Here is a 23,100-nt window from a genome sequence, read left to right as displayed (position 1 = left end):
TCAATCTGTACGAATCCGTCATGGCCGGAGGGTTCGGAGGCCACACTTGGGCCCGGGGACGGGGTTGAGAATCTCATGGAAGGAGCGGGGGTTGGAGTTCGCCGCTTTGGGCGCGTGGGTCCTGGCCGCCGGCGCGGGTGCCTACCTGCTGATCAACTGGATGGCCGACGGGGGGCCTTCGGCGAAGGTGACACGGTTCCCGGCCCTGGTCGTGGTGGGGCATCCCCTCGCCGGCACCGCCGGGCTCGTCATCTGGCTCGCCTACCTGGCCACCGCGCGGGCCGCGTTCGCCTGGCTCGCGTTCGCGGCGCTGCTGGTCGTCACCGTCCAGGGCTTCATGCTGTTCACCCGCTGGCTCGTCGGAGGCGGGGGCCGCCACGCCCGCGGCGCGGAGCAGGCCTTCCCCGCCGCCGCCGTGGCCGTCCACGGCGCGGTCGCCGTCGCGACGTTCGTCCTGGTCTTCCTCAGCGCCATCGAGGGGACCCGTGCCTAACGCCGGCCGTTGAGCCGGGCCGCCACCTCGTCCGGGGTCTGGGCCAGGCCGTCCCGATGGGCGGCGTCGAAGGCGGCGTCGCCCAGCGCCGCGCGGGTGGCCGCCGCGATGCGGTCGATCTCCGCCTGTTCGGACGGGGCCAGCGGCACCGAGACCGCCCGCCGCGCGCCGGCGGACGCGCCCAGCAGCCAGGCCGAGGTCTCATGGTCGCCGGCGAGACCGGCGGCCCCGGCCAGTCCCTCCAGCGCCATCGCGACGGCCCGGGGGCTGCCCAGCGTCCGTGCGGCCCGCAGCGCCCTCAGGTGCAGCCGCCTGGCCTCGCCGGCCCGCCCGCGCCGCTCGGTGAGGAGGCCGAGTTCGGTGAGGACCACCGGCAGGTAGAGAGGCGGCACCCGGCCCTCCTCTTCCGGCCCGGCGGCGCGCACCAGATTGCCCAGGTGCCGTTCGGCCACGTCGAGGTCGCCCTGGCGGCGGGCGGCGAACGCCACTCCCATCTCGGCGAAGATCTCCCCGACCCGGAACCCCTGCTCGGCGGCCAGCCGCAGCGCGTGCCCGCTCAGATCCCGCGCCTGCGGGTAGTCGCCCTGCTGCACGGCGATCCAGCCCAGGGACGCCAGCCGTCCCGAGACCTCGGGCCACAGGCCGAGCTCCTCGGCCATGCCGAGCCCCTCCCGGTACAGCCGGGTCGCCTTGGCGTGGTCGCCGACCATCTCGGCGAGCCCGCCCAGCCACGCGGTGGCCTGCAGCAGCCCCCAGCGGTCACCGAGCTCGCGGAACAGCGCTGCGCTTTCCTCGCCGTCGTGCTCCAGCGCCTTGAGGTCGACGCGCAGGTATCCGAGCTTCGCCCGGGTGCTCAGTGCGGCGGCCGTGCCCCACCGGTCGCCGGCGCTGCGGAAGACGGGCAGCGCCCGCGCCAGGCGTTCGTCGACCGCCGGTACGTCTCCGAAGTCGGTCTCCGCGTACGCCAGGAACCACTCCGCCCTGGCCCGTGCGACCGGCTCCGCGATCTGCTCGCACGCCCGGGCCGCCGCGGGGACGGGCTCGCCCAGCAGCACCTCGATCCCGGCCTTCCACGCCGCCGCCCTGGCCCGCAGCGCGGCGGACGGGGGACGCCCGTGCGGCCGCGTGCTGACCGACAGGGCCGCGCGGAGCGAGCGCCGGGCCTCGGCCAGCCTGCCGCGCAGGAACCAGTACCAGGTCAGGGCGCAGGCGAGCCGCAGTGCCCGCTCGGCGTCCCGGTTCCGTACCGCATGGTCGAAGGCGCTGCGCAGGTTCGCGGTCTCGGAGTCGAGCCGCCGCAGCCACCGGCGCTGATCACGGCCGTACAGCCGGTCCTCGGCCCGGACGGCCAGCTCGGTGTAGTACCGGCCGTGCCGGTCCCGTGCCCGTTCGGCCTCGCCGGCCGCGGCCAGCCGGTCGCAGCAGTAGGCGGCCACCGACTCCAGCAGCCCGTAGCGCGGACCGTCGGGGCCGTGCGCGACCGTGACGACGGAGCGGTCGACCAGCCGGGCGAGCAGGCCCGCGACGCCGGCGGCGTCGACCGCGCCCGGCCCGGCGCACACGTCCTCGGCGGCCTCCAGCGTGCACCCGCCGGCGTGCACCGCCAGCCGCCGCAGCACGACGCGTTCCGGCTCGGTGAGCAGGTCCCAGCTCCAGTCGATCACCGCCGTGAGGGTCCGCTGGCGGGCGGGGGCGTCCCGCCGGCCGGTGCCCAGCAGCCGGAACCGGTCGTCGAGCCGGGCGACCAGGTCGTCGACGCCGAGCGCCCTGACCCGGGTGGCGGCCAGCTCCAGCGCCAGGGGGATCCCGTCGAGCCGCCGGCACAGCACCGCGACCGCCGGCGCGTTCGCGGCGGTGAGCGCGAATCCCGGTGCGGCGGCCGCCGCCCGCGCCACGAAGAGCCGGACGGCGGGCGAGCGGGCCGGCTCCGCCACGCCGGCGCCGCCGCCGTCCGCCAGGCCGGACACGTCGAGCGGCGGCACGGCCCAGACCTCCTCGCCGGGCAGGCCGAGCGGCTCCCGGCTGGTCGCCAGGACGCGCAGCCCGGGGCAGCCGCGCAGCAGCCGCCCGGTCAGCTCGGCGGCCTCCTCGACGACGTGCTCGCAGTTGTCGAGGACGAGCAGCAGCCGTTTGGCCCGCAGCGCGTCGACGAGCCGGTCGGCCGCCCCCGTCATGTCGCGGACGTCGAGCGCCGCCATCACCACGTCCGCGGCCCGCCCGGCCGACCCGGGCTCCAGCCCGCCCAGCTCGGCCAGCCAGACGCCGTCGGCGAGGTCGTCGACGTCGTCGGCCAGCGCCGCCGCGGTCTCCAGCGCCAGCCGCGTCTTGCCGACCCCGCCGGGGCCGGTGAGCGTGACGAGCCGGCCGGCCGCCAGCCGGGCCCGGACCGCGGCGACGGCGGCGTCCCTGCCGATCAGCTCGGAGATGGCGGCGGGCAGGTTGGTCCGCGGCCGTGCCGAGGGCGACGGGGCCGGGGTGGCGAGCGCGGGATCCCGGACGAGCACGGCCCGGTGCAGGGCGACCAGGTCGGGGCCGGGGTCGAGTCCGAGTTCGCCGGCCAGCCGCGCGCGGTGCTCCTCGTAGGAGTCCAGCGCCTCGCTCGTCCGCCCGGACCGGTACAGGGCCCGCATGTGCGCGGCGCGCAGCCGTTCCCGCAGCGGATGGGCGGCCAGCAGCCCCGCGAGCTCGGCGACCAGCCCGGCGTGCTCGCCGAGCGCGAGCCGCGCCTCCGCGTGGTCCTCCCACGCGGCCAGCCGCTCCTCCGCCAGCCGGACGGCGGCGGTCCTGCCGAACGGCTCGTCGGCGAAGTCGGCGAAGGCGGGGCCCCGCCACAGCGCCAGCGCGTCGGACAGCAGCTCCGCCCTGGCGCGCGGGTCGGCGGTCTCGCGGGCCCGCAGGGTCAGCTCCCGGAACCGGCCGGAGTCCACCTCGCCGGCGTCGATCCGGAGCCGGTAGCCGGGCGGCGGGGACGCGACGAGCCGCCGGCCGCCGGGCTCCGCCCGCTCCAGGGCCCTGCGCAGCTGCGTGACCTTGCCCGACAGGGTGCCCGCCGGGTCGCCCGGCAGGTTCTCGCCCCACAGCGCGTCGATGAGGCGGGCGGCCGGCACCGGGCGCCCCTCGTGTGCGATCAGCACGGCGAGCAGGGCGCGGACCTTGCGACCCGGCACGGGAACCGGCTCGCCGTCGGTCGTCCACACCGCCACCGGGCCCAGTACCCCGAAGCGCATGCGGGCACGATAACGCGCGCCCGTGACATCGGGTGACCGTCGACAAATCGTCAACATCATCCGCCACCGTTGGGGGGTCCGGCGCACGGCCGGGCAGACGAATCCGGGCATACGAATCGAACGACTTGGGGGAGCCCGCATGGGAAAGATCGTCAATTCCACGTTCGTCAGCGTCGACGGGGTCATCAACCACATGGAGGTCTGGCATTTCGCCTACGTGGACGACGAGACCGACCAGATCGCGGCGGAACAGCTGCAGGCGAGCGAGTCCCTGCTGATGGGCCGCGAGACGTACGACGCGTACGCGTCCGTCTGGCCGGGGCGGGAGGGCGCCCTCCCCGACAGGATCAACCGCATGCCGAAGTACGTCGCCTCCACCACCCTCGACAAGGCCGAGTGGAACAACACGACGGTGATCAAAGGCGACCTGGTGGCGGAGGTCGCCGAGCTCAAGAAGCAGGGCGGGGACATCCTGATGCACGGCTTCGGTCCCGTGGCGCGGACGCTGATCGCGGGCGGCCTGCTCGACGTCCTCCACCTGTGGGTGCACCCGCATTTCGCGGGCGTCGGCGGCCCCGGCGACATGCTGCTCGGCGAGGGCAACAGCGCCCGGCTGGAGCTGATCGGCACGCGGATCCTCAAGTCCGGCGTCGTCATGCTGTCCTACCAGGTGCCGTCCGCCGCCCAGGGCGCCTGATCCATGGCCACGAGTCGTACGGACGCGGCGCTGCTGCGGCGCGGCTTCGCGGGGCAGATCGTGATGCCCGGCGACGACGAATACGATGAGTGCCGGCGCGTCTGGAACGCGATGGTCGACCAGCGGCCCGCGCTCATCGCCCGCTGCGCCGGGCGGGACGACGTCGCCGCCGCGATCCGGTTCGGACGCGCGCAGGGCCTGGAGATCGGGGTCCGCTGCGGCGGCCACAGCATCCTCGGGCTCCCGGTGGCCGACGGCTGCCTGGTGATCGACCTGACGCCCATGGACGCCGTGCGGGTCGACCCCGAAGGCCGCCGCGCCCGGGTTCAGGGCGGCGCGCTGCTCGGGGCCCTGGACCGCGCGACCCAGCCGCACGGCCTGGCCACCACGGCGGGGAACGTGTCGCACACCGGCGTGGGCGGGCTGACGCTCGGCGGCGGGATGGGATGGCTGGCCAGGGAGTACGGCCTTTCCTGCGACAACGTCACGTCCTTCGAACTCGTGACCGCCGAGGGCGCCGTCCTGCATGTGGACGCGGCGGAGCACGCCGACCTGTTCTGGGGCCTGCGCGGCGGCGGCGGCAACTTCGGCGTGGTGACCGACTTCGAGTTCCGGCTCCACCAGGTCGGCACCCGGTCCCTCCTCGTGGACCTGTACTTCCCGCCCGAGGACGCGGCGGCGGCGCTGCGCGGGTGGCGCGATCTGATCGCGGACGCGCCGCGCCGCGCCACCTTCACGGCGTGGGTCGGCACCGCGGGGGACTGGCCGCACCTGCCGCCCGAGCTGCGCGGGCGGCCGCTGGCCAGCGTCGGATACGTCTGGGTCGGAGATCCGGACGAGGGACGCCGCCTCCTGCCCGCCATGCGCGACCTGGGGTCACATGTGGCCGAACGCGTCGAGGAGCTGTCCTATCTCGACCTGCAGACGATGGACGACAGCGCCGAGGGCCACCGGCAGCGCAGATATTGGAAGGGCCACTACTTCAGCGAGTTCCCCGACGACGCCGTACGCGCCTTCCTGGCCCGCGGCGCCGACGACGCCGACGCGCCCCATCTGCCGGCGGCGACCCTGCAGTCGTACGGCGGCGCGATCGCGGACGTGGCCGACGGCGAGACCGCCTTCAGCCACCGCGACACGCTCGTCGAGTTCGTCGCGGCGGCGCGCTGGACGGATCCCGCCGAGGACGCCGAACGCATGGCCGCCGCACGCCGCCACGCGGCGACGCTGGAGCCCTTCGCCGCCGGCGCCTACGTCAACACCCTGACCGACGAGGGCGAGCCGGGCGTGCGGCGCGCGTACCCCAAGGAGAAGCTCGCCCGCCTGACGGCGCTCAAGGACCGGTATGACCCCGGCAACGTCTTCCACCTCAACCACAACGTCCCGCCTACGCCACGGGACTAGGGAAGCCTTCTGAAGACCGTGAGGGCGCGGTCGGTGACCGTCACCGTGTCGTGGGCCTTGACGCGGGGGCGTTCGCCGACCGTGCCTGGTTCGGCGGTGTCGAGGGTGAGCTCCCAGCGTTCGCCGTACTCGCCGCCGGGGAGGGTGAACTCGACGGGGTCCGAGCCGGCGTTGATGAGGAGGAGGAAGGAGTCGTCCCGGACGCGGCGGCCGCGCGGGTCGGGTTCGGTGATGGCGTCGCCGTTGAGGAAGACGCCGAGGGACTTGGCGAAGCCGACGTTCCAGTCGTGGTCGGTCATGCTCTCGCCGGCGGGGGTCAGCCACGCGATGTCCGCCGCGGCGCCGGTGCCCCTCCCGGTGAAGAAGCGGCGGCGGCGGAACACCGGATGGTCGTGCCGAAGCCGAGACAGGGTCCGGACGAACTCCATGTCGCCGGAGTCCTCCCAGTGCACCCAGGCGATCTCGTTGTCCTGGCAGTAGGCGTTGTTGTTGCCCTTCTGCGTGCGGCCCAGTTCGTCGCCGTGGGAGAGCATCGGCACGCCCTGGGACAAAAAGAGGGTCGCCAGGAAGTTGCGGCGCTGGCGGGCGCGCAGCTCCAGGACGGCGGGGTCGCGGGTGGGGCCTTCGGCGCCGCAGTTCCACGACCGGTTGTCGTCGGTGCCGTCGCGGTTGTCCTCACCGTTGGCGTCGTTGTGCTTGTGGTCGTAGGAGACCAGGTCGGTGAGCGTGAACCCGTCGTGGCAGGTGACGAAGTTGATGGACGCGAACGGGCGCCGCGCGCTGTGCTCGTACAGGTCGGACGAGCCGGTCAGGCGGGACGCGAACTCCGGCATCGTCGCGTAGGAGCCGCGCCAGAAGTCGCGGACGGTGTCGCGGTACTTGCCGTTCCACTCCGTCCACAGCGGCGGGAAGTTGCCGACCTGGTAGCCCCCCTCCCCGACGTCCCACGGTTCGGCGATCAGCTTCACCTGGGACACGACCGGGTCCTGCTGGACGAGGTCGAAGAACGCGGCGAGCCGGTCGACGTCGTGGAGTTCGCGGGCCAGCGCGGAGGCGAGGTCGAAGCGGAAACCGTCGACGTGCATCTCCAGGATCCAGTAGCGCAGCGAGTCCATGATGAGCTGCAGCGCGTGCGGGTTGCGGACGTTCAGCGAGTTGCCGCAGCCGGTGTAGTCGAGGTGGTAGCGCTTGTCGTCGTCGCGGAGCCGGTAGTAGGACGCGTTGTCGATGCCGCGGAACGACAGCGTCGGCCCGAGGTGGTCGCCCTCGGCGGTGTGGTTGTAGACGACGTCCAGGATGACCTCGATGCCCGCCTCGTGCAGGGCGCGGACCATCGCCTTGAACTCCAGGACCTGCTCCCCGGACTGCCCGGACGAGCTGTAGGAGTTGTGCGGCGCGAAGAACCCGATCGTGTTGTAGCCCCAGTAGTTGTCGAGACCCCGCGCCACCAGCGCGTGCTCGGGGATCGACTGGTGCACCGGCATGAGCTCCACGGCGGTCACGCCGAGGTCGAGCAGATGGTCGATCATCACCGGGTGCGCGAGGCCCGCGTAGGTGCCGCGCTGCGCTTCGGGGACGCCGGGGTGCAGCTTCGTCAGGCCCTTCACGTGGGCCTCGTAGATGACGCTCTCGTGGTACGGGACGCGCGGCGGCCGGTCGTCCGCCCAGTCGAAGAACGGGTTGACCACCACGTTCTTCGGCATGTACGGGGCGCTGTCGTCCTCGTTGAGCGCGTCGGGGTCGTCGAACCGGTAGGAGAACAGCGACTCGTGCCATCTGATCAGCTCGCCGCGCGTGGCGCCCGCGACGGCCTTGCCGTACGGGTCCAGCAGCAGCTTGGACGGGTTGCAGCGGTGCCCCTCGCGCGGGTCGAACGGCCCGTGCACCCGGTAGCCGTACCGCTGCCCGGGTCCGACGCCGGGCAGGTAGCCGTGCCAGACGAACCCGTCCACCTCGGGCAGTTCCCGCCGCGTCTCGCGCCCGCCCGCGTCGAACAGGCACAGCTCGACCCGCCGGGCCACCTCCGAGAACAGCGCGAAGTTCGTGCCCGTGCCGTCCCAGGTGGCGCCCAGCGGATAGGGGTCCCCGGGCCAAACCTCCCGCATGTCTCCAACTCCTCGCCCGGTCAGCCCTGACCCTGTCAATTGTGACCTACCCACCGTCCTCCAGCCCCCACCCGCCACCATCCAATGGACGAGCTCCGCTCGGCGTCCTCTCGCCAGCCCCCACCCGCCACCATCCAATGGACGAGCTCCGAGCTCGGCGCCACAGGTCGTCACCAGAGTGTCACGTCGGTGGTGTTCCGTGCGGGAGGCGCCAGACGTCCTCGCCGTCGCCCGTCGTCTCGCCGGTGCGGCGCAGGCCGAGCTTGGCGGCGACGGCCGCGGACGGGCGGTTGTCCGGGTGGACGGTGGCGACGACGTCGTGGACGCCGTGGGCGAGGAGCCAGTCCAGCAGTACGCGGGCGGCCTCGGTGGCGAACCCGAACCCCTGGTAGGGCATGGCGATGACCCAGGCGACGGAGGCGATGCGGCGCGGCGGGCCCGGCCGGACGGTCGAGCCGGTCGAGGGCGGCGTCACCGTGAAGCCGCGCGCCGCCGGGGTGACGGTCGCCCGCACGTAGCCGACGGCCTGCCGGTCGCGGGCGCGGCGGACGATCCAGTTCAGCCAGTACTCCTGGTGGAACGGCGCCGGCCCGGCGACCAGGTGCGCGTAGCGGGCGCGCAGTTCGTCGCGGGTGAGGGGCTCGCCGCCGATGTAGCGGTGCAGGCGCCGGTCGTCCAGGACGGGGGCCATCTCGTCGGCGTGATGGACCGCCAGCGGTTCCAGGACGAGGCGCTGGGTCCGGATGGTCTCGGCGAGCGGCCCGTACACCCCGCCGATCGTATGCCTCCCGGTCCGCCGGGGCCGGGTCAGAGCCGGCGTGTCCAGACGCCGGCGGAGTGCTGTTTCGGGTCGAGCCACAGCCACGGCTGGGAGCGGCGGAACGGCAGCTCCGTGCCGGGCTGCCAGGGGAACAGGCCCTCCCGGTTGGGCCAGACGACCTGGAGCATCGGCAGCGGGGGGCGCCGGTAGAACGCGACGGCGCCGCCGAACAGCGCGTCGTACCAGCGCGGGTCGATCTCCCGGAACGCGGCGGCCTGCCCCCGGACGACGCCGTCGCGGCGCTCGCCGTCCGCGGGGGCGCGCCCCTCGGCGGTGTGCCGGCCGAGCGTGTTGAGGATCTCTTCCGTCTCGTAGACGTCGCCGCCGAACATCGCCAGTTCCGGCGCGCGGTGGCTGTGCCACAGCCCGACCGTGTACGCCCAGCCGGGGCCGCCGCCGTCGGGGTGGACGAGGACGACGCTCCAGCCGTACTGCGTGATGTGCACGATGGTGCGGAGCTGGAAGTTGTCCAGCCGGTCGCGGTCACCGTAGTCACGACAGATCACGCAGGTGCATGAGGGGCGATCGCCGGACATGACCTTCAGTTTACGATCAATCGACCCTGAGTATCGCGCCGGGGACCGTCACCAGAACACGCCGGTGTCCCGGGGCCTGCTCTCGTGGGCGGCGCGGGCGTCCGGCCGGGGGCGCGGGCGGGTGAGCATCACCGCCAGCAGCATCACGGCGGGCAGCCCCAGCGGGACGGCGGCCAGGGGCGCGGCGGTCGCCACGTCCAGCGCCGTCCCGCCGAGCAGGCCCGCGACGCCGAGGTTGTCGCCCTGCCGTCCCGCCGAGACCGCGAGGGCGGCGACGGCGGCGGCGACGGCGAGCCCCGCGCCGGGGAGGGCGAAGATCCGGCGCCGGGCGAAGAAGCCCAGCGCGACCCCGGCGGCGCCGAGCGCGGGCAGCGCGATCGCCCCGAGCCAGCGCACCGGCCGCGGCCTCAGCTCGATCCGCACGACCGGCGCCGGGTCCCCGGACCGCAGCCGCCAGGTGCGGTGGCCCGAGGGCCGGGCGTCCGAGCGGACCGTCGCCGGCACCGACGGCAGCGACAGCTTCATGGACGTGTCGCCGAACCCCTCGGCGGTGAGCTGCCGCACGGCGCCCGCGGTGTCGATCCGCAGGGACGCCGCCCGCCCGGTCCGGTAGGCGCCGTCGGCGGCGGCGACGGCGAACGGCATGCCGCGGCCCTGTTCGGTGCGGACGCGGACGCCGCGCGCCCCGGGGAACGTCCGCTCCGCGATCCGCCGGGCCAGCGCGCGGACCTCGGCGTCCGACCGCAGCCGTCCCGCCGCGTGGAGGTCGAGGCGGGCGTCCCCGCCGGGCAGGACGGTGACGTGGAGCCGGGCGCGCTGCTCGGGGACGGGGCCTCCGCCGCCGCACCCGGCGATCAGGGCGATCGCCGACAGCGTCACGCCCAGTGCGACGAGCCGCCGAACGGACACCCCGGCCTCCGATGCTGGACGCTGCCGATCCCCACCCTGGTAAGACGAGGTCGCACCCGCGTCTCGTTCCGGTTCCGGAACGGTGGTCCCGCCGCCGATCGGCTCCCCGGGGCGCGGATGAGCAAGTACGTTGACTGTCCCGGGAGATCGCTCGTGCCTCCGAGGAAGGACTTCCCATGGTCGACCGCGACGCAGCCGATCCCGCCGCCGTGAACGCCGAGGTCCCGCACGCGGCGCGGATCTGGAACTACTGGATGGGCGGCAAGGACAACTACGCGTCCGACCGGGCCGCCGGCGACGCGGTGGCGGAGGTGTATCCGCAGATCGTCACGATGGCGCGGCAGTCACGGCGGTTCCTCATCCGGGTGGTGCGCTTCCTGGCGGGCGAGTGCGGCATCCGCCAGTTCATCGACATCGGGACCGGGCTTCCCACGATGCAGAACACGCACCAGGTCGCGCAGGGCATCGCGCCCGGGGCCCGGATCGTCTACGTCGACAACGACCCGCTGGTGCTGGTGCACGCCCGCGCGCTGCTCGGCAGCGCCACCGAGGAGGGCGCGACGACGTACGTGCACGCCGACTACCACGACCCCGGCCGGATCATCGACGAGGCCGCGGAGCTGCTGGATCTCCGCGAGCCGGTGGCGGTGATGTTCATGGGCGTGCTCGGCTACGAGCCGGACCTGGCCGTGGTGCGGACAATCGTCGGGCGGGTGATGGACGCGACGGCGCCCGGCAGCCACCTGGTGCTGTGGGACGGGACCGACACGGGCGCGGAGGTCGTCGAGGGCGCGGAGAAGCTCGTCGAGAGCGGCGGCGTCCCCTATGTCCTGCGCAGCCCCGAGCAGCTCGGCAGGTGTTTCGAGGGTCTCGAACTCGTCGAGCCTGGGATGGTGCCGATCACCGAATGGCGGCCCGACGGCGACACGGCCTTAATCGACGCCTACGGAGCCGTAGGCCGCAAACCCTGACCGCGATCACACGGCTCGGGCTTTGACCGGCCGCCACGCCGCCGGGCTCCGGGGTCGCCACGCTCGATGACCCGCCCGCCCGTCGGCGGTGGCGGCCGGGCCGGTGGTGGACCGCTCAGGCGTGGCCGCTCAGGCGTGGACTGCTCAGGCGTGGACTGCTCAGGTCAGGGCGGCGAGCAGGAGGGCCGGGAGCTCGTCCGCCGGCACGTTCTCCAGTTCCAGCAGCCGGTCGGCGATGTCGCCGCCGCCTCCGGTGCCGACGAACTTGTCCCGCATGAGCTCCGAGAGCGGCGGGTCGCCGATGGCGCCGACCCCGCCGACGGGGACGTCCCGCTCACGGACGACGGTGCGCCCGTCCCTGAACCTGATCGTCACCCGGGCCGGCGTCGCCTTGCGCGCCGCGCGGAAGTCCTTGCTCGGCGGCTCGAACTCGCCCACCAGGTCGACGAGCCACCCGCCGTCCCCGGACCAGCGGGAACCGAAGCCCGCCAGCCACTCCGCCGCCCGGGGGCCCGCCTGCCGCAGCGCTTCGCCGAACGGCACCTCGCAGTGAAAGAGGTCGTAGGTCATCCGCTGGTCGTGGCCGAGGTTCACCAGGCGGGCCAGCTCCCAGCGCTCCCGTTCGGCGAGGCGTTCCGGCGTGTAGTCGGCGACCGTCACCCCTCCGGTCATGAGCGTGGTGGCCAGCAGGTAGGGGAGTGAGAACACCAGGGCGCCCACCGGAGAATCGGGGCCGCGCATGTGCTCACCCGCCCAGCGGTCCACCAGCATGGTGTAGACGGAGGTGTCGACCTCGATGGTGGCGACGTCCTCGGCCCGCACCGGTCCGAGTTCCTTGTACAGTTCCACCCCGCAGTCGATCGCGACGTCCATGCCGGGCCCGCCCGGGTGCACCTTGAAGGACGTCGTGTGCGTGTGCCACCGCCGCCCGAGCCCCGTCGTGACCGCGTCCGGGAGCGGAACGTCCGCGAACACGGCGAGGAAGCCCGCGGGGTCCTCGATGATCCCCCGGTTCCCGGTGAAGCCGGCCGCGGCGGCGTCACAGGCGTCGAGGCCGACACTGACCGGCGTCGAGCTGCTGAAGACCTTCGAGTCGCCGCCCAGGAAGCCGGCCTGCACCGTGCGCGGCGGCAGCCCGAGCCCCAGCCCCAGCGCGTCGGCCCACCGCTCCGGTGGTGCGTCCTCGCCGCGCAGGCGTCCGGCGATGGCGCCGGTGACGTGGGAGTAGGCGGCGGTCTGCCCCCGGAACCAGCCCAGCGTCGTCGCCGCCGTGACCCGGGCGGCGGTCTCGGTGGCGGCCACGACGGAGGCCAGCAGCCTGCGGCCGTCCAGTTTCTGCTCCGCCGCGTACGCCATCGGCACCGTGACCGTCGAGTTGGACAGGTGCCCGGCGAAGGCCGTGTCATCGAAGTGGAGCCAGGACCCGAGCCCGGCCAGGACGAACGCGGCGCGCCTGCCGTCCGGCTGCAGCGGCTGCCCGAAACCCTCGACGAGGCGCCGGCCCAGCGGATGCGCGGCGCCGAGGCGGATCGCGGCGCACTGCGACAGGACCTGGAGCTTGGCGATCTCGACGACGTCCGGGGGAACGTCCTCGTAGCGCAGGGCGCCGGCCCAGTCCGCCAGTTCTTCGATGAGTGTCATCCCGTCTCCTTCACGGTCGGCGGGCGCGGCCGAGCGGGCCGCCCGTTTCGTCTGCTTTACGGGGAATGTGGCGTCGACCCTCGAAGGGAATCGCCGGAGAAACCGATCGCGGAGTGAGGGTCCCGGGCCCGCGGCGCGTAAACCCATTGGACGGGCGCCGACGGCCGCAGGACCGGCACGGCCCGGCCGCAGGCCGACACAGTCGAAGGGACCACCATGCTCATTCCGCACCAGCCGACGCGCATGAGCTCCGGACTCGCCAGCCACACCGCGCAACGCGTCGCGGAGGTCCGGGCGGTCGACGCCATCGTCGAGCCGGGGCGCCGCCTGCTGGACGACCGGTACGCCAAGATCTTCTTCCCGCCCGGATCCCTCCCCTCGACGCCCGGGGAGGCGATGGACTGGCTCCTCGCCAACGACCGGAGGTACGGCGGCTACACGGCGATGATCCTGCTGCGCCACCGCTGTTTCCAGGACCACCTGGTCCGCGCGGCCGCCGCGGGCGCCGAACAGGCGGTGCTCCTCGGCGCCGGCTACGACACGACCGCGCTGAGACTCACCGAGCCGGGCCGGATGCGGTGGTTCGAGGTCGACCACCCGTCCACCCAGCGGGACAAGCTCGCGGCCCTCACCCGGGCCGGAGTCTCGGCGTCCTCCGTGGAGTACGTCCCGATGGACTTCGAATCCGGCCGATCCCTCGGGGACGCGCTCATCGGAGCCGGCTTCGACAGGGACAAGCCATGCGTCGTCGGCTGGCTCGGCGTGACGTTCTTCTTGCGGCCGGAGGCGTTCCAGAACACCCTCGCGGAGCTGGCGGCGCTCTGCGCGCCCGGCAGCACTCTCGTGTTCGACTACATGGACCAGTCGGTTCTGGACGGCACCACCCCCTACGAGGTCGCCGTGCGGACCAACCGGGAAATGGGCGCGAAGGGCGAGCCGTACCTCAGCGGCCTCACACCGGAGACGGCCGACGCGGTCCTGCGGCGGGCCGGATTCGAGACGGTGGCGCAGTTCCGCGTCCCCGACCTGGTCAAGAACCACGGAGGACCAGATCCGTACTGCGTCGACGACGACTTCATGGGCGTGGTCGTGGCCGAGCGGTCCTGAACGCGGGCGACGAGGGAGGGGGTGCACATGGCCCGGGAGTCCTGGGCGGCCAAGGGGCTGCTGCTCGCCAATCCGCGTGCCGGCGCGAGGAACGCGGACCTCATCGAGGCGGTGGCACGGCACTGCGAGGGCTGGGTCGGCGACCTCACGGTGGTGCGCACCGAGTACCCGCGCCACGCCGAGGAGGCGGCGGCCGAGGCCGCCGGCGGAGGAGCCGACGTCGTGATCGCCGTCGGGGGCGATGGCACCACGCGGGAGGTCGCCTCCGGCCTCGCCAACGCCGGACCGGCCCGGCCGGGCACCCGGGACGCCGCCCTGGTGAACGTGCCCGCGGGGACCGGCAACTCCTTCTACAAGCAGATCTGGTCCGACCGTCCGTGGCGGCTCGCGTTGGACGCGGCGCTGTCCGGCACGGAGCCAAGGACGCGCCGCGTGGATCTGGCCCGGATCGAAGAGACCGGCGCCCTCGCCCTTCTGGGCATCGGCAGCGGGCTGATCGCCGAGGTCACGGCCGAGGCGGCCCGGCTCACCGGGATCACCGGCAGGCAGCGGTACTGGACGGCGCTGGAGCGGGTGCTGCGGTGCACCGAGCCGTACCCGGGCCGCGTCACCGTGGACGGGGTCCGCGTGTGCGAGGGCGGCATCCAGTTGACGAACATCGGCGGCGGCCGCTACCGGGGCGGGAGGTACCGGTTGCTGCCCCGGTCGGTGGTGGACGACGGCCTGCTGGACATCTGCGTGGCCGCCGGGCATCCCGACCTCGCCGGGCTGCTCACGCTGGCCCGGGACGGGCGCCATGTCGAGTGCCCCGAGGTCGTCTACGCGCAGGGAAGGACGATTGTGCTCGAACGCCTGGACGGCCGGCCGCTGCCGCTGGAGCATGACGGCGAACCCGAGCGGAGCGACCTGTCACGCTGCACCGTGTCGGTCCTGGCCGGTGCCCTCCCCGTGCTGGCACCGTGACCCGTGCTGGCACCGTGACGCCCGGCGGTTCACCTGCGGCACCGGCCCCCGCCCGGGCGGCCCCCGCCCGGGCGGCCCTCACCCGTCATCCGCGCGGCCGTCCTCCTGATCCGCCGCGACGAGCATCTCTTCCAGTTTCACGAGAGCCTCGTCCGCCGACCGCGCAACGGCCAGGTCGTCGGGCGCGGCCGCGCAGGCGCCGAAAAGGTCGACGACCCGCCGGCCCTGCGCTTCGATCCGGCCCGGGGCATCGGTCTCGGGCTGCTGCTCGTTCATGATGGCGACCTCCGCATGCTTGCGGTCTTCAAATGGCATTGCACGCGCGGAAGACGTGCACCAGCGCGGCCAGGCTCGCCTGCCCCTGGAAGGCGATGTATTCCGGCAGGACCAGGTTTGGAGCCCATTTCTCCTTGTAGGCGAGCTGTGTCCGTGCGGGATAGATGTGCGCGCCCTCTTCCCACAGATACGTCATGAACCAGTGAAAAGCCCGGCTGTAGCCTGGAAAGCGCGGAGCGTCGAGCGAGGTGAACGGCGTGAAGCCGAAATGCAGCCACGGAACCTTCTCGGTCGTGAACACGTCGATCGCCGCCTTGTTGATCGCCTCCATCACGCCCGGCGGCGAATCCGGGCGCCGACGGCTCAGATCATGCATCCACCCGGGCCTGGAACCGTAGACCGGGGAGTAGGAGATGTATCCGATGAGCCGTCCCCCCTGGACCGCGACGAAGAGCCTGCGCAGCGGCTGATGCCGGCCGCCCAACTCGCCCACCAGGAACTCCAGGGCCTTCACGTCCTCGCCTTTGCCGCGCAGCCACTGCGCGTCCAGCGCCCCGATCTGCTCCCGCCAGTCGTCGTAGGACGCCTCCCGGATCTCCAGGCCGGCCCGCAAGGCCCTGGAGATCTTGTTGCGGAGCTGCATGAACCTGGTGCCCCGCAGGGTGAAGCCGTCCAGTTCCACGGCGTACGACGCGCCCATCTGGTTGACGATGAACCCCTCGTCCACGAACGCGGGAGCGTCCGCGCTCTGCACCTGCACCGCCACGATCTCGAGGCCCCGGTCGGCCGCGAAACCGGCGAAACCCCGCAGCAGCCGTGTCCGGGCGGCGGCGGGGGCGAACGGCCCGCCGAACTGCACCAGGTAGCGGCCGGTCCGCCGGTACACGATCAGTCCGGGCTCGTCCGGAAGCCGGAAATAGCTGTTACCGCCACTGAAAGCGAAATAGGCGCTCGGATTGTCCGCGTCCGGGTATCGCTGGATCGCGTCCAGGGCGATGTCCGTATCGGTCACGACTTCCGTCATCGTCCGCCCCGTTCTCAGGCGTTGATCGGCCGGTATCGCTTGAGTTATGGCACAGCGGCCGGGGGCAGGGCAAGAGCATATGAGCGCGATGTCAGCGCGCGGTCAGTCACCGGTCAGCGAGTGCGGGCAGCGCCATTGCCGAGGCCCCCCGGGGTCAGCCGATTATCAGGCCATCGTCAGACCGGGGCGGGATACTGCAAGAGGGCCGATGTGACGGGAAAGCGCAGCACGAAGGTCTGCCGTTCCGCATTTCTGGCCCGCCGTGGTATCTCCCTATCTCCCGGAGGAAAGCCGGCGATGCGTTCCCTGGATAAAGCGCGTGAGGCGTGCGGACGTCACCACCCCGGCCTGCTGGCCGAACTCGAGGGGATGTCACTGACGGACCGCGAGAAGACCGACAGCGCGGTCGTGGAGCACTACCGCGCCCACGGGGGGCCCGCGCTGCTGGTCCCCGCCGAATTCGGCGGGCTCGCGGCCCGCCCGCTGGACGCGGTCCGGGTGCAGCGAGCCGTCGCCTCGGTATCGCCCTCCCTCGGCGTCGCGACCGTGATGCACCACTTCACCGTCGCGATGCTGTTCAGCCTGTCGCGGACCGCCGACCGGCTGGCTCCGGCCCAGCTGAAGATGCTCTCCGCCGTGGCGGGCGACGGCCTGCTGCTCGCCTCCGGCTGGGCCGAGGGCCGCAGCGACCAGAACATCCTGCTCCCGGCCGTGACGGCCGAGCGGTCCGCCGGCGGATACCGGGTGAACGGCGCGAAGAAGCCGTGCAGCCTGTCCCGCTCGATGGACGTGCTCACCGCGAGCGTCGCGATCGACGACGGCGGCCGGCAGAGCCTCGCGCTGCTGCTCATCCCGGCCGATTCACCGGGCATCAGCGTCGTCCCGTTCTGGGGCACGCCCGTGCTGGCCGCGACGCAGAGCCACGAGGTGCGCCTCACCGACGTCGAGGTCCCCGACGAGCTCGTCATACTCAGCACACCGGACGACGAGCTCGGCCTCGACGATCTGCAGACCGCGGGGTTCACCTGGTTCGAGCTGCTGACCACCGCGGCGTACTCCGGTGTCGCGTCGGCCCTCACGGAGAAGGTGCTCGCACGCGACCGCGGGAGCGCGGCCGATCGCGCGGCCCTCGCCATCCGGATGGAGGCCGCGGTCGACCTGATCGAGGGCGCCGCCCGGGCCATCGAGCAGGGCGTCACCGGGGACGAGGCCGTCGCCACCGTCCTGACCGCGCGGTACGCCGCGCAGGACCTGCTCGCCGGCGTCGTCCACGCGGCCGTGGAGACGCTCGGGGGGATGGCGTTCATCGGTTCCCCCGACGTCGCCTACCTCGCCTCGGCGGTGGCCCCGCTCGCCTTCCACCCGCCGTCGCGGAGCAGCGTCGCCGAGCAGATGGCCGGCTACTTCGCGGGCGGGCCGCTCCACCTGTCCTGACCCGTGCGGCTTGAGAGGAACCCATGGACATCAAGAACCCGTACGACTCGCCGGTCACGTTCCGGCTGCACCGGGCCGAGTACCTCGTCGGCTTCGCGTTGTCGATCATCCTGATCCTGGTGCACTTCACCGAGATCCGCTGGTGGGTGTTCATCGTGCTGTTCGCCTACATCGACCTCATCGGCTACATCCCCGGCGCGATCGCCTTCCGGCGCAGCGAGGACAAGCGGATCTCCAAGGTCTACTACGTCCTGTACAACACGATGCACAGCCTGATCACCTGCGCGGCCGTGATCGGCCTGTGGCTGTGGCTCGCCGGCCCCGAATGGGCGTTGCTCGCCATCCCGTTCCACGTGTTCGGGGACCGCGGCGTGTTCGGCAACTTCTACAAGCCGTTCGGGCTGCCGTTCGAGCCGGTCGCCAACCCGGTGTACCAGGGGCTCGCGACCACGCTGCAGAAGTCGGCGTCCGGCAGCCGGGTGCCGCTGCCGGTCCTCGACGACGGCGGCGCGGTGCCGGCCGCCGGGGCCGGCCGGTGACGCGCCTGGCCGCCTCGGCGACCGGCGGGCACGGCGGCGCCGGGGACGTCCCCGCGGCGGACGCGAACCCGGCCCGGCGCGCGTTGCTCCAGGTCGCCGCGGCGGTGACGGTTCTCACCGTCGGCCGGAACGGACTGAGCCACGGCACCACCGTGAGCGCGATGAGCACGATGTCGCGCAATCCGCTGATCCTCGGCGTGTGCCTGCGTCCGTCGTCGAAGTTCGCGGCGATGATCCGGCCGGCCACGCTGTTCTCGGTCAACGTGCTCAGCGTCCGGCAGGCCGACGTCGCCCGCCGGTTCGCCGACCCGCTTCGTCCCGCCGGCGACGGCCAGTTCGCGGGCCTGGACCGCACCACCGACGCCCTCACCGGCGCACCGCTGATCGGCGGCTGCCTGGCCCATCTGGCGTGCCGGGCGACCGAACGGCTCCGCGTCGGCGACCACGAACTGCTCCTCGCCGAGGTGCTCCTCGGCACACCGGGTGAGGGCGAGCCGCTGGTCAGCTTCGCGGGACGGCTGGAGGGAGTGAAACCGGACAACGGCGAGCCGTCCACGGCGAACGCCGAACCGCCCACAACCACGGAGGGACCATGACCGTACGGACACCGCTGGAAGCGGACTGGGACCGCGCGCCGAACCTCCTGGACGGTGCGCAGCGACTCACACTGACCGCGCGGCAGTGCGACCTGGCGTACTGGCTGTCGGCGGTCGCGCAGGGCACCCTGCGCGGACGTGCCCGGCGCGGGCACGCCGCCGCCACACCGGAGTACATGCGCGAACCGGGCCCGCTCCGCGAGGCGCTCGTGCTGGAACTCGGCAATCGCTCGATCGCCGAGGCGCGCGCCGTCCGCGTGCTGTCCCACTACGTCGCCGCCGCGCCCGGCATCGCCGAGCTGGAATTCTTCACCACCCAGGTCGTCGATGAGGCGCGGCACTCGATGATCTTCCGTGGCCACCTGCCGGAGCTCGGCGTTCCGGCCGACGGCCTCGTGGCGTGGATCGAGGAGCAGGGCGCCGACTACACCGAACGGGTCCTCGATCCCATCGCGGAGTTCGCGACCTCGGTGGTCCGCGACGAGGGCGACTTCATCGGTGCGGTGGCAGTGTTCACGATCGTGGTCGAGGGCGTCCTCGCGCCCGCGGCGGAGCTCAGCGAACGCAAGTGGGCGCTGCTCGATCCGGCCGCGGGGGAGATCGCCCATGGTGCGTCCATCGATGAGATCCGGCACCTCGCCGTCGGCAGCGACATCGTCCGCGAACACCTCCGCCGGCACCCGAAGTACCGCCCGCACCTCATCGATCTCATCCGGCGGGGTCGCCGCTTGTGGGACGAGCTGCCTGTGGAGGAGTTCGTCATGCACCGGGAGGAGCTGTTCCAGGACGGCATGCACGCCCACGCGGACCTGCTGCGCGACTACGAGGTGTTCCCCGGCCGCAAGCTGCTGGAGACGACCGCCAAGGAGCGCTACGACCTGGCGGAGCGCTGGACCGACGACATGGCCGAGGTGCGTCTGCCGTACATGGGCGTCCCCGAGGCCGTCGAGCTGATCCGGACCGCGCGATGACGCGTTGGCCGGAGAGATGCTCAGCGTCGTGTCAGTCCATTGTCAGAGAGGTCGTGCATAATATTAATTGAGGCGGAAACGCCGAGGAGAGGTACCCAAAGCGGCCGAATGGGATCCGGTTCTGCCGGAACGGGTTAACACCCGCGCAGGTTCGAATCCTGCCCTCTCCGCCGACTGACCGAGCAGCCGATCCGAGAAACCCTCCGAGCCACCGGGCGGAGGGTTTCTTTTGTTCCCGGTAATCGACCGCGCCTCAGTAAGCGGCGAATCAGGGGCTTATCAGGGCCGTCTGCCATAGTGGTTGATAGAGAAGTCAGAAATGGAATGGGAGAAACCGTGTCCGCCACCGACAGGTCAACCGCTTCCGCGACCGTCCCCTCCGACCACGCGGCGATCGTCGCCGAGATAACGTCGTGGCTCGCGCTCGCCGCGGAGGAGGTCGACCGAAATTTTCTGGAGAACCGCGGCGACATCACGGCCGCCGTCGGCCGGATGAACGAGGAGGCGCTCTCAGGAGACCGCGCGGCCTTCCACCAGCAGCAGCTCCTGCTGTCCCGGATCTACCAGATGATGACGACCATCCCCGGCGAGCCGATCGCCGAAGGATCCGTGCTCCTTCACGAGATCACCCGGTCGCTGGAGACCGCCACGATCGCCTCGGAGGACCGCTGCGTCGCCCCGGGAACGCTGGAGTCCGCACCGGTCGACGGCAGGGAGTACCTGTCCTGGCTGAAGAACCTCGTCCGCGGCCACCGGGCCTACAAGCATCCGTACTACACCGAGTTCATCCGCTACGACGCGAGGCCCGAGGACCTGCGCACCTACGTCATCCAGGAATCGCTGGTCGACGCGCGCTTCGACGACCTGCTGGCGATGATGCAGATAGGCACGTCGGGGCCCAGCAAGATGGAGATCGCCAAGAACTTCTGGGACGAGATGGGCAACGGCAACCCCGAAGAGGTCCACACCCATCTGTTCAACAAGATCTATGAGGTCTTCGGCATCCAGGACGGAGACATCGAGGGGGCCGTCACCGCGAACGACCTGCTCTCCGGGAACCTCGCCGTGCTCATCACCCGGTACCGCCAGATGTACCCCGAGGCCGTCGGATTCCTCGGGATGACCGAATGGCTGGCTCCCAGCCGGTTCCAGAACGTCGTCCGGGCATGGGAACGGCTGGGGCTGCCGGACGCCGGGATCACCTACCACCGTCTGCACATCACCATCGACTCCAAGCACGCGGCCGGATGGTTCCACAACGTCGTCCTGCCGGCCGCCTCGTCCGAGCACATGCGCCGCGGCATCGCGAGGGGTGCGCTGTGGCGCGCGAACTCCTCCGCCCGTTACCTCGACGAGCGCCTGGACGGCGTGCGGGTGACGGCGTAGCCGACCGCCGGCGCGTCCCCGCCGGCACCCGCTCCGCCGATGGCGGCCGGACAGGCGAGACGCCTGCCCGGCCGCCATCGGCGTTCGCACGCGCGGTCCGGAGACACGCGCCCGCCGCCGGCCTGGATCAGCGGGGTCCGCCGGTCCGGGCGTCCGCCCTCGGCCTCCCGCGGGTCCTTCCGTCGGCCATGCTCTCCTCGTACCAGCGGCGCATCCGGGCCCTGGCGCGGGTGAACGCGCTCTCTGCCGCCTTGGTGGAGATTCCGTGGCGGCGGGCGAACTCGCGGACGCCCACCCCGTCGAGACGGGCGACCATCACCTGGTGCTCGCGGCCCGCGAGCCGCTGCACCTGCGCGAGCATCCACGCCTCCTCGGAGGAGGCGCACACCGTTTCCTCCGGCCCGGTCGCGGTCTCGGGCCAGGCGGCGCGCACCAGCCGCCGGTGCCGTTCGGCGCGGCGGTGGACGTCGGCGCACAGCCGCAGTGTGACCGTGGTGAGAAAGGGGCCGACGCGGTTCTCGTCCAGCCCGGCGAACGAGGCGGCCCGCAGGAGCGCCTCCTGGGCGCAGTCCTCGGCTTCCAGGTCCCCGGAGAGCCGCGAACGGGCGAGCCGGAGAATCCGGTCCCGGTGGGGCAGCAGCAGCTCCCAGCGCATCTCCGGCATCTGCGGCGCGGCCTCGGTGGTCGGCGTCACGTCCGGCTCCTTCTCGCCGAGATCAGCGGTCAAGCCGGTCCGCCCCCGGTCAGCGGGCGCGCGACCTCGGCGATCATGGCGCCGGGCACCCAGCCGACGGCGTCCGGTCCGTGGGAGTGCCCACCCGCCTCGTCGCCCGCAGTGGGACCGAAGTTCTGGCCGGGGATGTAGGTGAGGGCGACGGCGTACAGCCGGACCGCCCCGGGACCGGTACGGTCGCGCACGTCCCGCCAGGCGGAGTAACCGGCGGTGGACGGGTACTCGCCGGGGATCCGCTCGTTCAGCGCCGCGACGTACGCCATCGGCGCCGCGGTGCGGGGCGCGTATCGCAGGGGGATGAGCTGCCTCGCGTTCGGGCTCAGCAGCGGCCGGGTCATCAGCCAGGGGGCCAGGTAGGTTCCCTGTGCCTTCAGGCGGCCATGGGCGACGTCGTCGACGAGGGCCTGGGCCCGCTTCCAGCCGGCCACGACCATCAGCGGGTGCCCTGTCCCGGCGGGCGGGGTGACGGCCACTCCCTCCTCGCGGGCGGCGGCGCGCACGGTGGCGGCGGCCGCCCGGCCGCGCGGCGAGTCGTCGCCGGCCAGCATGAGCGTCCGCTCTCCCCGCCCGGCGATGAACCGGACGACCGAACGCAGCGAGGCGGCGTCCCGTGGCGCCAGCGCGTCGGCCGGGCAGCCGGTGAGCGGACGGGAGCCGCCGGCGACGATGGCCCCGGCGGCCGCGGCCGCGCACTCCGGGCCGTCCCCGCCGCGCAGCGCCGCGGGCGAGGCGGGCGGTCCCTCCCCGGTGTCGACCGGCAGCGAGCCGGTGCCCTGCGCAGCGGAGACCCACAGGCGGCTGCTGCCGGCGGGCAGCTCGACGCCGACCCAGGTCAGGGCGCTGCCGGGTCGCCGGGACCCCCGCTTGAGACGCCCCCGGTCGATGCCCGCGGACGCCTGCGCGGCCCCCGCGATGCCGACGAGGTTGTAGCCGGGCCGGTTCGGCACGACCAGCACGGAGAGGTGGCGGTCACCCGGCAGGGCGAGCGACCGCAGCAGCGGGACGCCCGGTTCCGGCGGCTCCTCCGCCGCGAGCGGCAGCGAACGGGCGCCCGAGGTCAGCCAGACGGTCAGGGTCACACCGGCCAGCCCGGCGACCAGGACCCTGGTGACCGCGGGGAGCCGCCCGCCCGGCGCCCCGCGCCGCCGCAGCAGCACGCACGCCGCGATGCCGAGCACCAGGACGACGGCGATGACCAGGAGGACGCCGACGAGGCCGTTCGAACCCGTGGCCGCGCCGCCGCCGTGCTCGTGCGGGCCCGGGGCCCGCAC

21 protein-coding genes and 1 tRNA gene are annotated in these 23,100 nt (G+C 72.9%); 12 read left to right on the top strand and 10 right to left on the bottom strand.

Going from position 1 to position 23,100, the window contains the following annotated elements; genetic code table 11:
* Positions 1-91 precede the first annotated feature (91 nt).
* On the top strand, positions 92-493 hold the full coding sequence (locus AB0C35_RS24940) for a hypothetical protein (protein WP_358460065.1): 402 nt from the start codon (positions 92-94) through the stop codon (positions 491-493).
* Here AB0C35_RS24940 and AB0C35_RS24935 read toward each other — a convergent pair.
* Positions 490-3,720 (bottom strand): BTAD domain-containing putative transcriptional regulator, encoded by a 3,231-nt coding sequence (locus tag AB0C35_RS24935; RefSeq protein ID WP_358460062.1) that lies wholly within the window; start codon positions 3,718-3,720, stop codon positions 490-492. The two genes, AB0C35_RS24940 and AB0C35_RS24935, sit on opposite strands and share 4 nt — an antisense overlap.
* A gap of 139 nt (positions 3,721-3,859) precedes the next feature.
* On the opposite strand from AB0C35_RS24935, the gene AB0C35_RS24930 reads away from it, so the two are divergent.
* Positions 3,860-4,417, top strand: a complete 558-nt coding sequence (locus tag AB0C35_RS24930; protein ID WP_358460059.1) for a dihydrofolate reductase family protein — start codon at positions 3,860-3,862, stop codon at positions 4,415-4,417.
* 3 nt (positions 4,418-4,420) lie between these two features.
* The gene (locus tag AB0C35_RS24925) at positions 4,421-5,818 is read left to right on the top strand and encodes an FAD-binding oxidoreductase (RefSeq protein WP_358460056.1); all 1,398 of its coding nucleotides are present in this window, start codon (positions 4,421-4,423) and stop codon (positions 5,816-5,818) included.
* Here the strand turns inward: AB0C35_RS24925 and glgX are convergent.
* From glgX to AB0C35_RS24905, 4 genes are all read right to left on the bottom strand, one after another.
* Complete coding sequence (gene glgX / locus AB0C35_RS24920) at positions 5,815-7,923, bottom strand: glycogen debranching protein GlgX (RefSeq protein ID WP_358460053.1); 2,109 nt, start codon at positions 7,921-7,923, stop codon at positions 5,815-5,817. The two genes, AB0C35_RS24925 and glgX, sit on opposite strands and share 4 nt — an antisense overlap.
* Positions 7,924-8,104: 181 nt before the next feature.
* Positions 8,105-8,692: a GNAT family N-acetyltransferase gene (locus AB0C35_RS24915; protein ID WP_358460051.1), complete on the bottom strand. Its 588-nt coding sequence runs from the start codon at positions 8,690-8,692 to the stop codon at positions 8,105-8,107.
* 38 nt (positions 8,693-8,730) lie between these two features.
* Positions 8,731-9,249, bottom strand: coding sequence for a DUF4262 domain-containing protein (locus AB0C35_RS24910; protein WP_358460048.1), 519 nt, complete (start codon positions 9,247-9,249; stop codon positions 8,731-8,733).
* A gap of 78 nt (positions 9,250-9,327) precedes the next feature.
* Positions 9,328-10,188, bottom strand: coding sequence for a hypothetical protein (locus AB0C35_RS24905; protein WP_358460045.1), 861 nt, complete (start codon positions 10,186-10,188; stop codon positions 9,328-9,330).
* A gap of 176 nt (positions 10,189-10,364) precedes the next feature.
* Here AB0C35_RS24905 and AB0C35_RS24900 point away from each other — a divergent pair, with 176 nt between their 5' ends.
* Positions 10,365-11,159: an SAM-dependent methyltransferase gene (locus AB0C35_RS24900; protein WP_358460042.1), complete on the top strand. Its 795-nt coding sequence runs from the start codon at positions 10,365-10,367 to the stop codon at positions 11,157-11,159.
* A gap of 159 nt (positions 11,160-11,318) precedes the next feature.
* Here AB0C35_RS24900 and AB0C35_RS24895 read toward each other — a convergent pair whose 3' ends face one another.
* Positions 11,319-12,800, bottom strand: a complete 1,482-nt coding sequence (locus AB0C35_RS24895) for an MmgE/PrpD family protein (protein WP_358460039.1) — start codon at positions 12,798-12,800, stop codon at positions 11,319-11,321.
* Between the two features lie 243 nt (positions 12,801-13,043).
* Between AB0C35_RS24895 and AB0C35_RS24890 the strand changes: the two genes are divergently transcribed.
* Together AB0C35_RS24890 and AB0C35_RS24885 are read left to right on the top strand one after the other, a co-directional pair.
* Entirely contained in the window at positions 13,044-13,907 is an 864-nt protein-coding gene (locus AB0C35_RS24890) for an SAM-dependent methyltransferase (protein ID WP_358460036.1), read from the top strand.
* Positions 13,908-13,934: 27 nt separating this feature from the next.
* Positions 13,935-14,870 (top strand): diacylglycerol kinase family protein, encoded by a 936-nt coding sequence (locus AB0C35_RS24885; RefSeq protein WP_358460033.1) that lies wholly within the window; start codon positions 13,935-13,937, stop codon positions 14,868-14,870.
* 78 nt (positions 14,871-14,948) lie between these two features.
* Here AB0C35_RS24885 and AB0C35_RS24880 read toward each other — a convergent pair whose 3' ends face one another.
* Both AB0C35_RS24880 and AB0C35_RS24875 read right to left on the bottom strand, forming a co-directional pair.
* Entirely contained in the window at positions 14,949-15,146 is a 198-nt protein-coding gene (locus tag AB0C35_RS24880; RefSeq protein WP_358460030.1) for a hypothetical protein, read from the bottom strand.
* Positions 15,147-15,174: 28 nt separating this feature from the next.
* Complete coding sequence (locus AB0C35_RS24875; protein ID WP_358460027.1) at positions 15,175-16,170, bottom strand: DUF2156 domain-containing protein; 996 nt, start codon at positions 16,168-16,170, stop codon at positions 15,175-15,177.
* 297 nt (positions 16,171-16,467) lie between these two features.
* On the opposite strand from AB0C35_RS24875, the gene AB0C35_RS24870 reads away from it, so the two are divergent.
* From AB0C35_RS24870 to AB0C35_RS24845, 6 genes are all read left to right on the top strand, one after another.
* The gene (locus AB0C35_RS24870; RefSeq protein ID WP_358460024.1) at positions 16,468-17,604 is read left to right on the top strand and encodes an acyl-CoA dehydrogenase family protein; all 1,137 of its coding nucleotides are present in this window, start codon (positions 16,468-16,470) and stop codon (positions 17,602-17,604) included.
* A gap of 23 nt (positions 17,605-17,627) precedes the next feature.
* On the top strand, positions 17,628-18,143 hold the full coding sequence (locus tag AB0C35_RS24865) for a hypothetical protein (RefSeq protein ID WP_358460021.1): 516 nt from the start codon (positions 17,628-17,630) through the stop codon (positions 18,141-18,143).
* A complete protein-coding gene (locus AB0C35_RS24860; RefSeq protein ID WP_358460018.1) occupies positions 18,140-18,739 on the top strand; it encodes a flavin reductase family protein in 600 nt (199 codons plus the stop codon). The genes AB0C35_RS24865 and AB0C35_RS24860 overlap by 4 nt, the downstream gene beginning before the upstream one ends.
* A complete protein-coding gene (locus AB0C35_RS24855; RefSeq protein ID WP_358460015.1) occupies positions 18,736-19,710 on the top strand; it encodes a hypothetical protein in 975 nt (324 codons plus the stop codon). Before AB0C35_RS24860 ends, AB0C35_RS24855 begins: the two co-directional genes overlap by 4 nt.
* Before the next feature lie 85 nt (positions 19,711-19,795).
* Positions 19,796-19,880: transfer RNA gene (locus tag AB0C35_RS24850), tRNA-Arg, on the top strand.
* 166 nt (positions 19,881-20,046) lie between these two features.
* Complete coding sequence (locus AB0C35_RS24845) at positions 20,047-21,096, top strand: iron-containing redox enzyme family protein (protein WP_358460012.1); 1,050 nt, start codon at positions 20,047-20,049, stop codon at positions 21,094-21,096.
* A gap of 127 nt (positions 21,097-21,223) precedes the next feature.
* Here AB0C35_RS24845 and AB0C35_RS24840 read toward each other — a convergent pair whose 3' ends face one another.
* Both AB0C35_RS24840 and AB0C35_RS24835 read right to left on the bottom strand, forming a co-directional pair.
* Positions 21,224-21,823 (bottom strand): sigma-70 family RNA polymerase sigma factor, encoded by a 600-nt coding sequence (locus tag AB0C35_RS24840; RefSeq protein WP_358460009.1) that lies wholly within the window; start codon positions 21,821-21,823, stop codon positions 21,224-21,226.
* Positions 21,820-23,100, bottom strand: a 1,281-nt coding sequence (locus tag AB0C35_RS24835; protein WP_358460006.1) for a hypothetical protein, incomplete at its 5' end; no start/stop codon positions are given. The genes AB0C35_RS24835 and AB0C35_RS24840, both read right to left, overlap by 4 nt.

The sequence above is a fragment of the Spirillospora sp. NPDC048819 genome (genome assembly GCF_040650055.1).
Taxonomy (GTDB): domain Bacteria; phylum Actinomycetota; class Actinomycetes; order Streptosporangiales; family Streptosporangiaceae; genus Spirillospora.
This window is presented reverse-complemented; position numbering and strand designations above follow the sequence as displayed.

What these genes read in the sequence shown, in the direction of transcription:
- AB0C35_RS24935 (WP_358460062.1), bottom strand. Translation starts at nt 3,720, where the DNA reads ATGCGCTTCGGGGTACTGGGCCCGGTGGCGGTGTGGACGACCGACGGC.
- AB0C35_RS24930 (WP_358460059.1), top strand. Translation starts at nt 3,860, where the DNA reads ATGGGAAAGATCGTCAATTCCACGTTCGTCAGCGTCGACGGGGTCATC.
- AB0C35_RS24925 (WP_358460056.1), top strand. Translation starts at nt 4,421, where the DNA reads ATGGCCACGAGTCGTACGGACGCGGCGCTGCTGCGGCGCGGCTTCGCG.
- glgX (WP_358460053.1), bottom strand. Translation starts at nt 7,923, where the DNA reads ATGCGGGAGGTTTGGCCCGGGGACCCCTATCCGCTGGGCGCCACCTGG.
- AB0C35_RS24900 (WP_358460042.1), top strand. Translation starts at nt 10,365, where the DNA reads ATGGTCGACCGCGACGCAGCCGATCCCGCCGCCGTGAACGCCGAGGTC.
- AB0C35_RS24895 (WP_358460039.1), bottom strand. Translation starts at nt 12,800, where the DNA reads ATGACACTCATCGAAGAACTGGCGGACTGGGCCGGCGCCCTGCGCTAC.
- AB0C35_RS24890 (WP_358460036.1), top strand. Translation starts at nt 13,044, where the DNA reads ATGAGCTCCGGACTCGCCAGCCACACCGCGCAACGCGTCGCGGAGGTC.
- AB0C35_RS24885 (WP_358460033.1), top strand. Translation starts at nt 13,935, where the DNA reads ATGGCCCGGGAGTCCTGGGCGGCCAAGGGGCTGCTGCTCGCCAATCCG.
- AB0C35_RS24880 (WP_358460030.1), bottom strand. Translation starts at nt 15,146, where the DNA reads ATGAACGAGCAGCAGCCCGAGACCGATGCCCCGGGCCGGATCGAAGCG.
- AB0C35_RS24875 (WP_358460027.1), bottom strand. Translation starts at nt 16,170, where the DNA reads ATGACGGAAGTCGTGACCGATACGGACATCGCCCTGGACGCGATCCAG.
- AB0C35_RS24870 (WP_358460024.1), top strand. Translation starts at nt 16,468, where the DNA reads ATGCGTTCCCTGGATAAAGCGCGTGAGGCGTGCGGACGTCACCACCCC.
- AB0C35_RS24865 (WP_358460021.1), top strand. Translation starts at nt 17,628, where the DNA reads ATGGACATCAAGAACCCGTACGACTCGCCGGTCACGTTCCGGCTGCAC.
- AB0C35_RS24855 (WP_358460015.1), top strand. Translation starts at nt 18,736, where the DNA reads ATGACCGTACGGACACCGCTGGAAGCGGACTGGGACCGCGCGCCGAAC.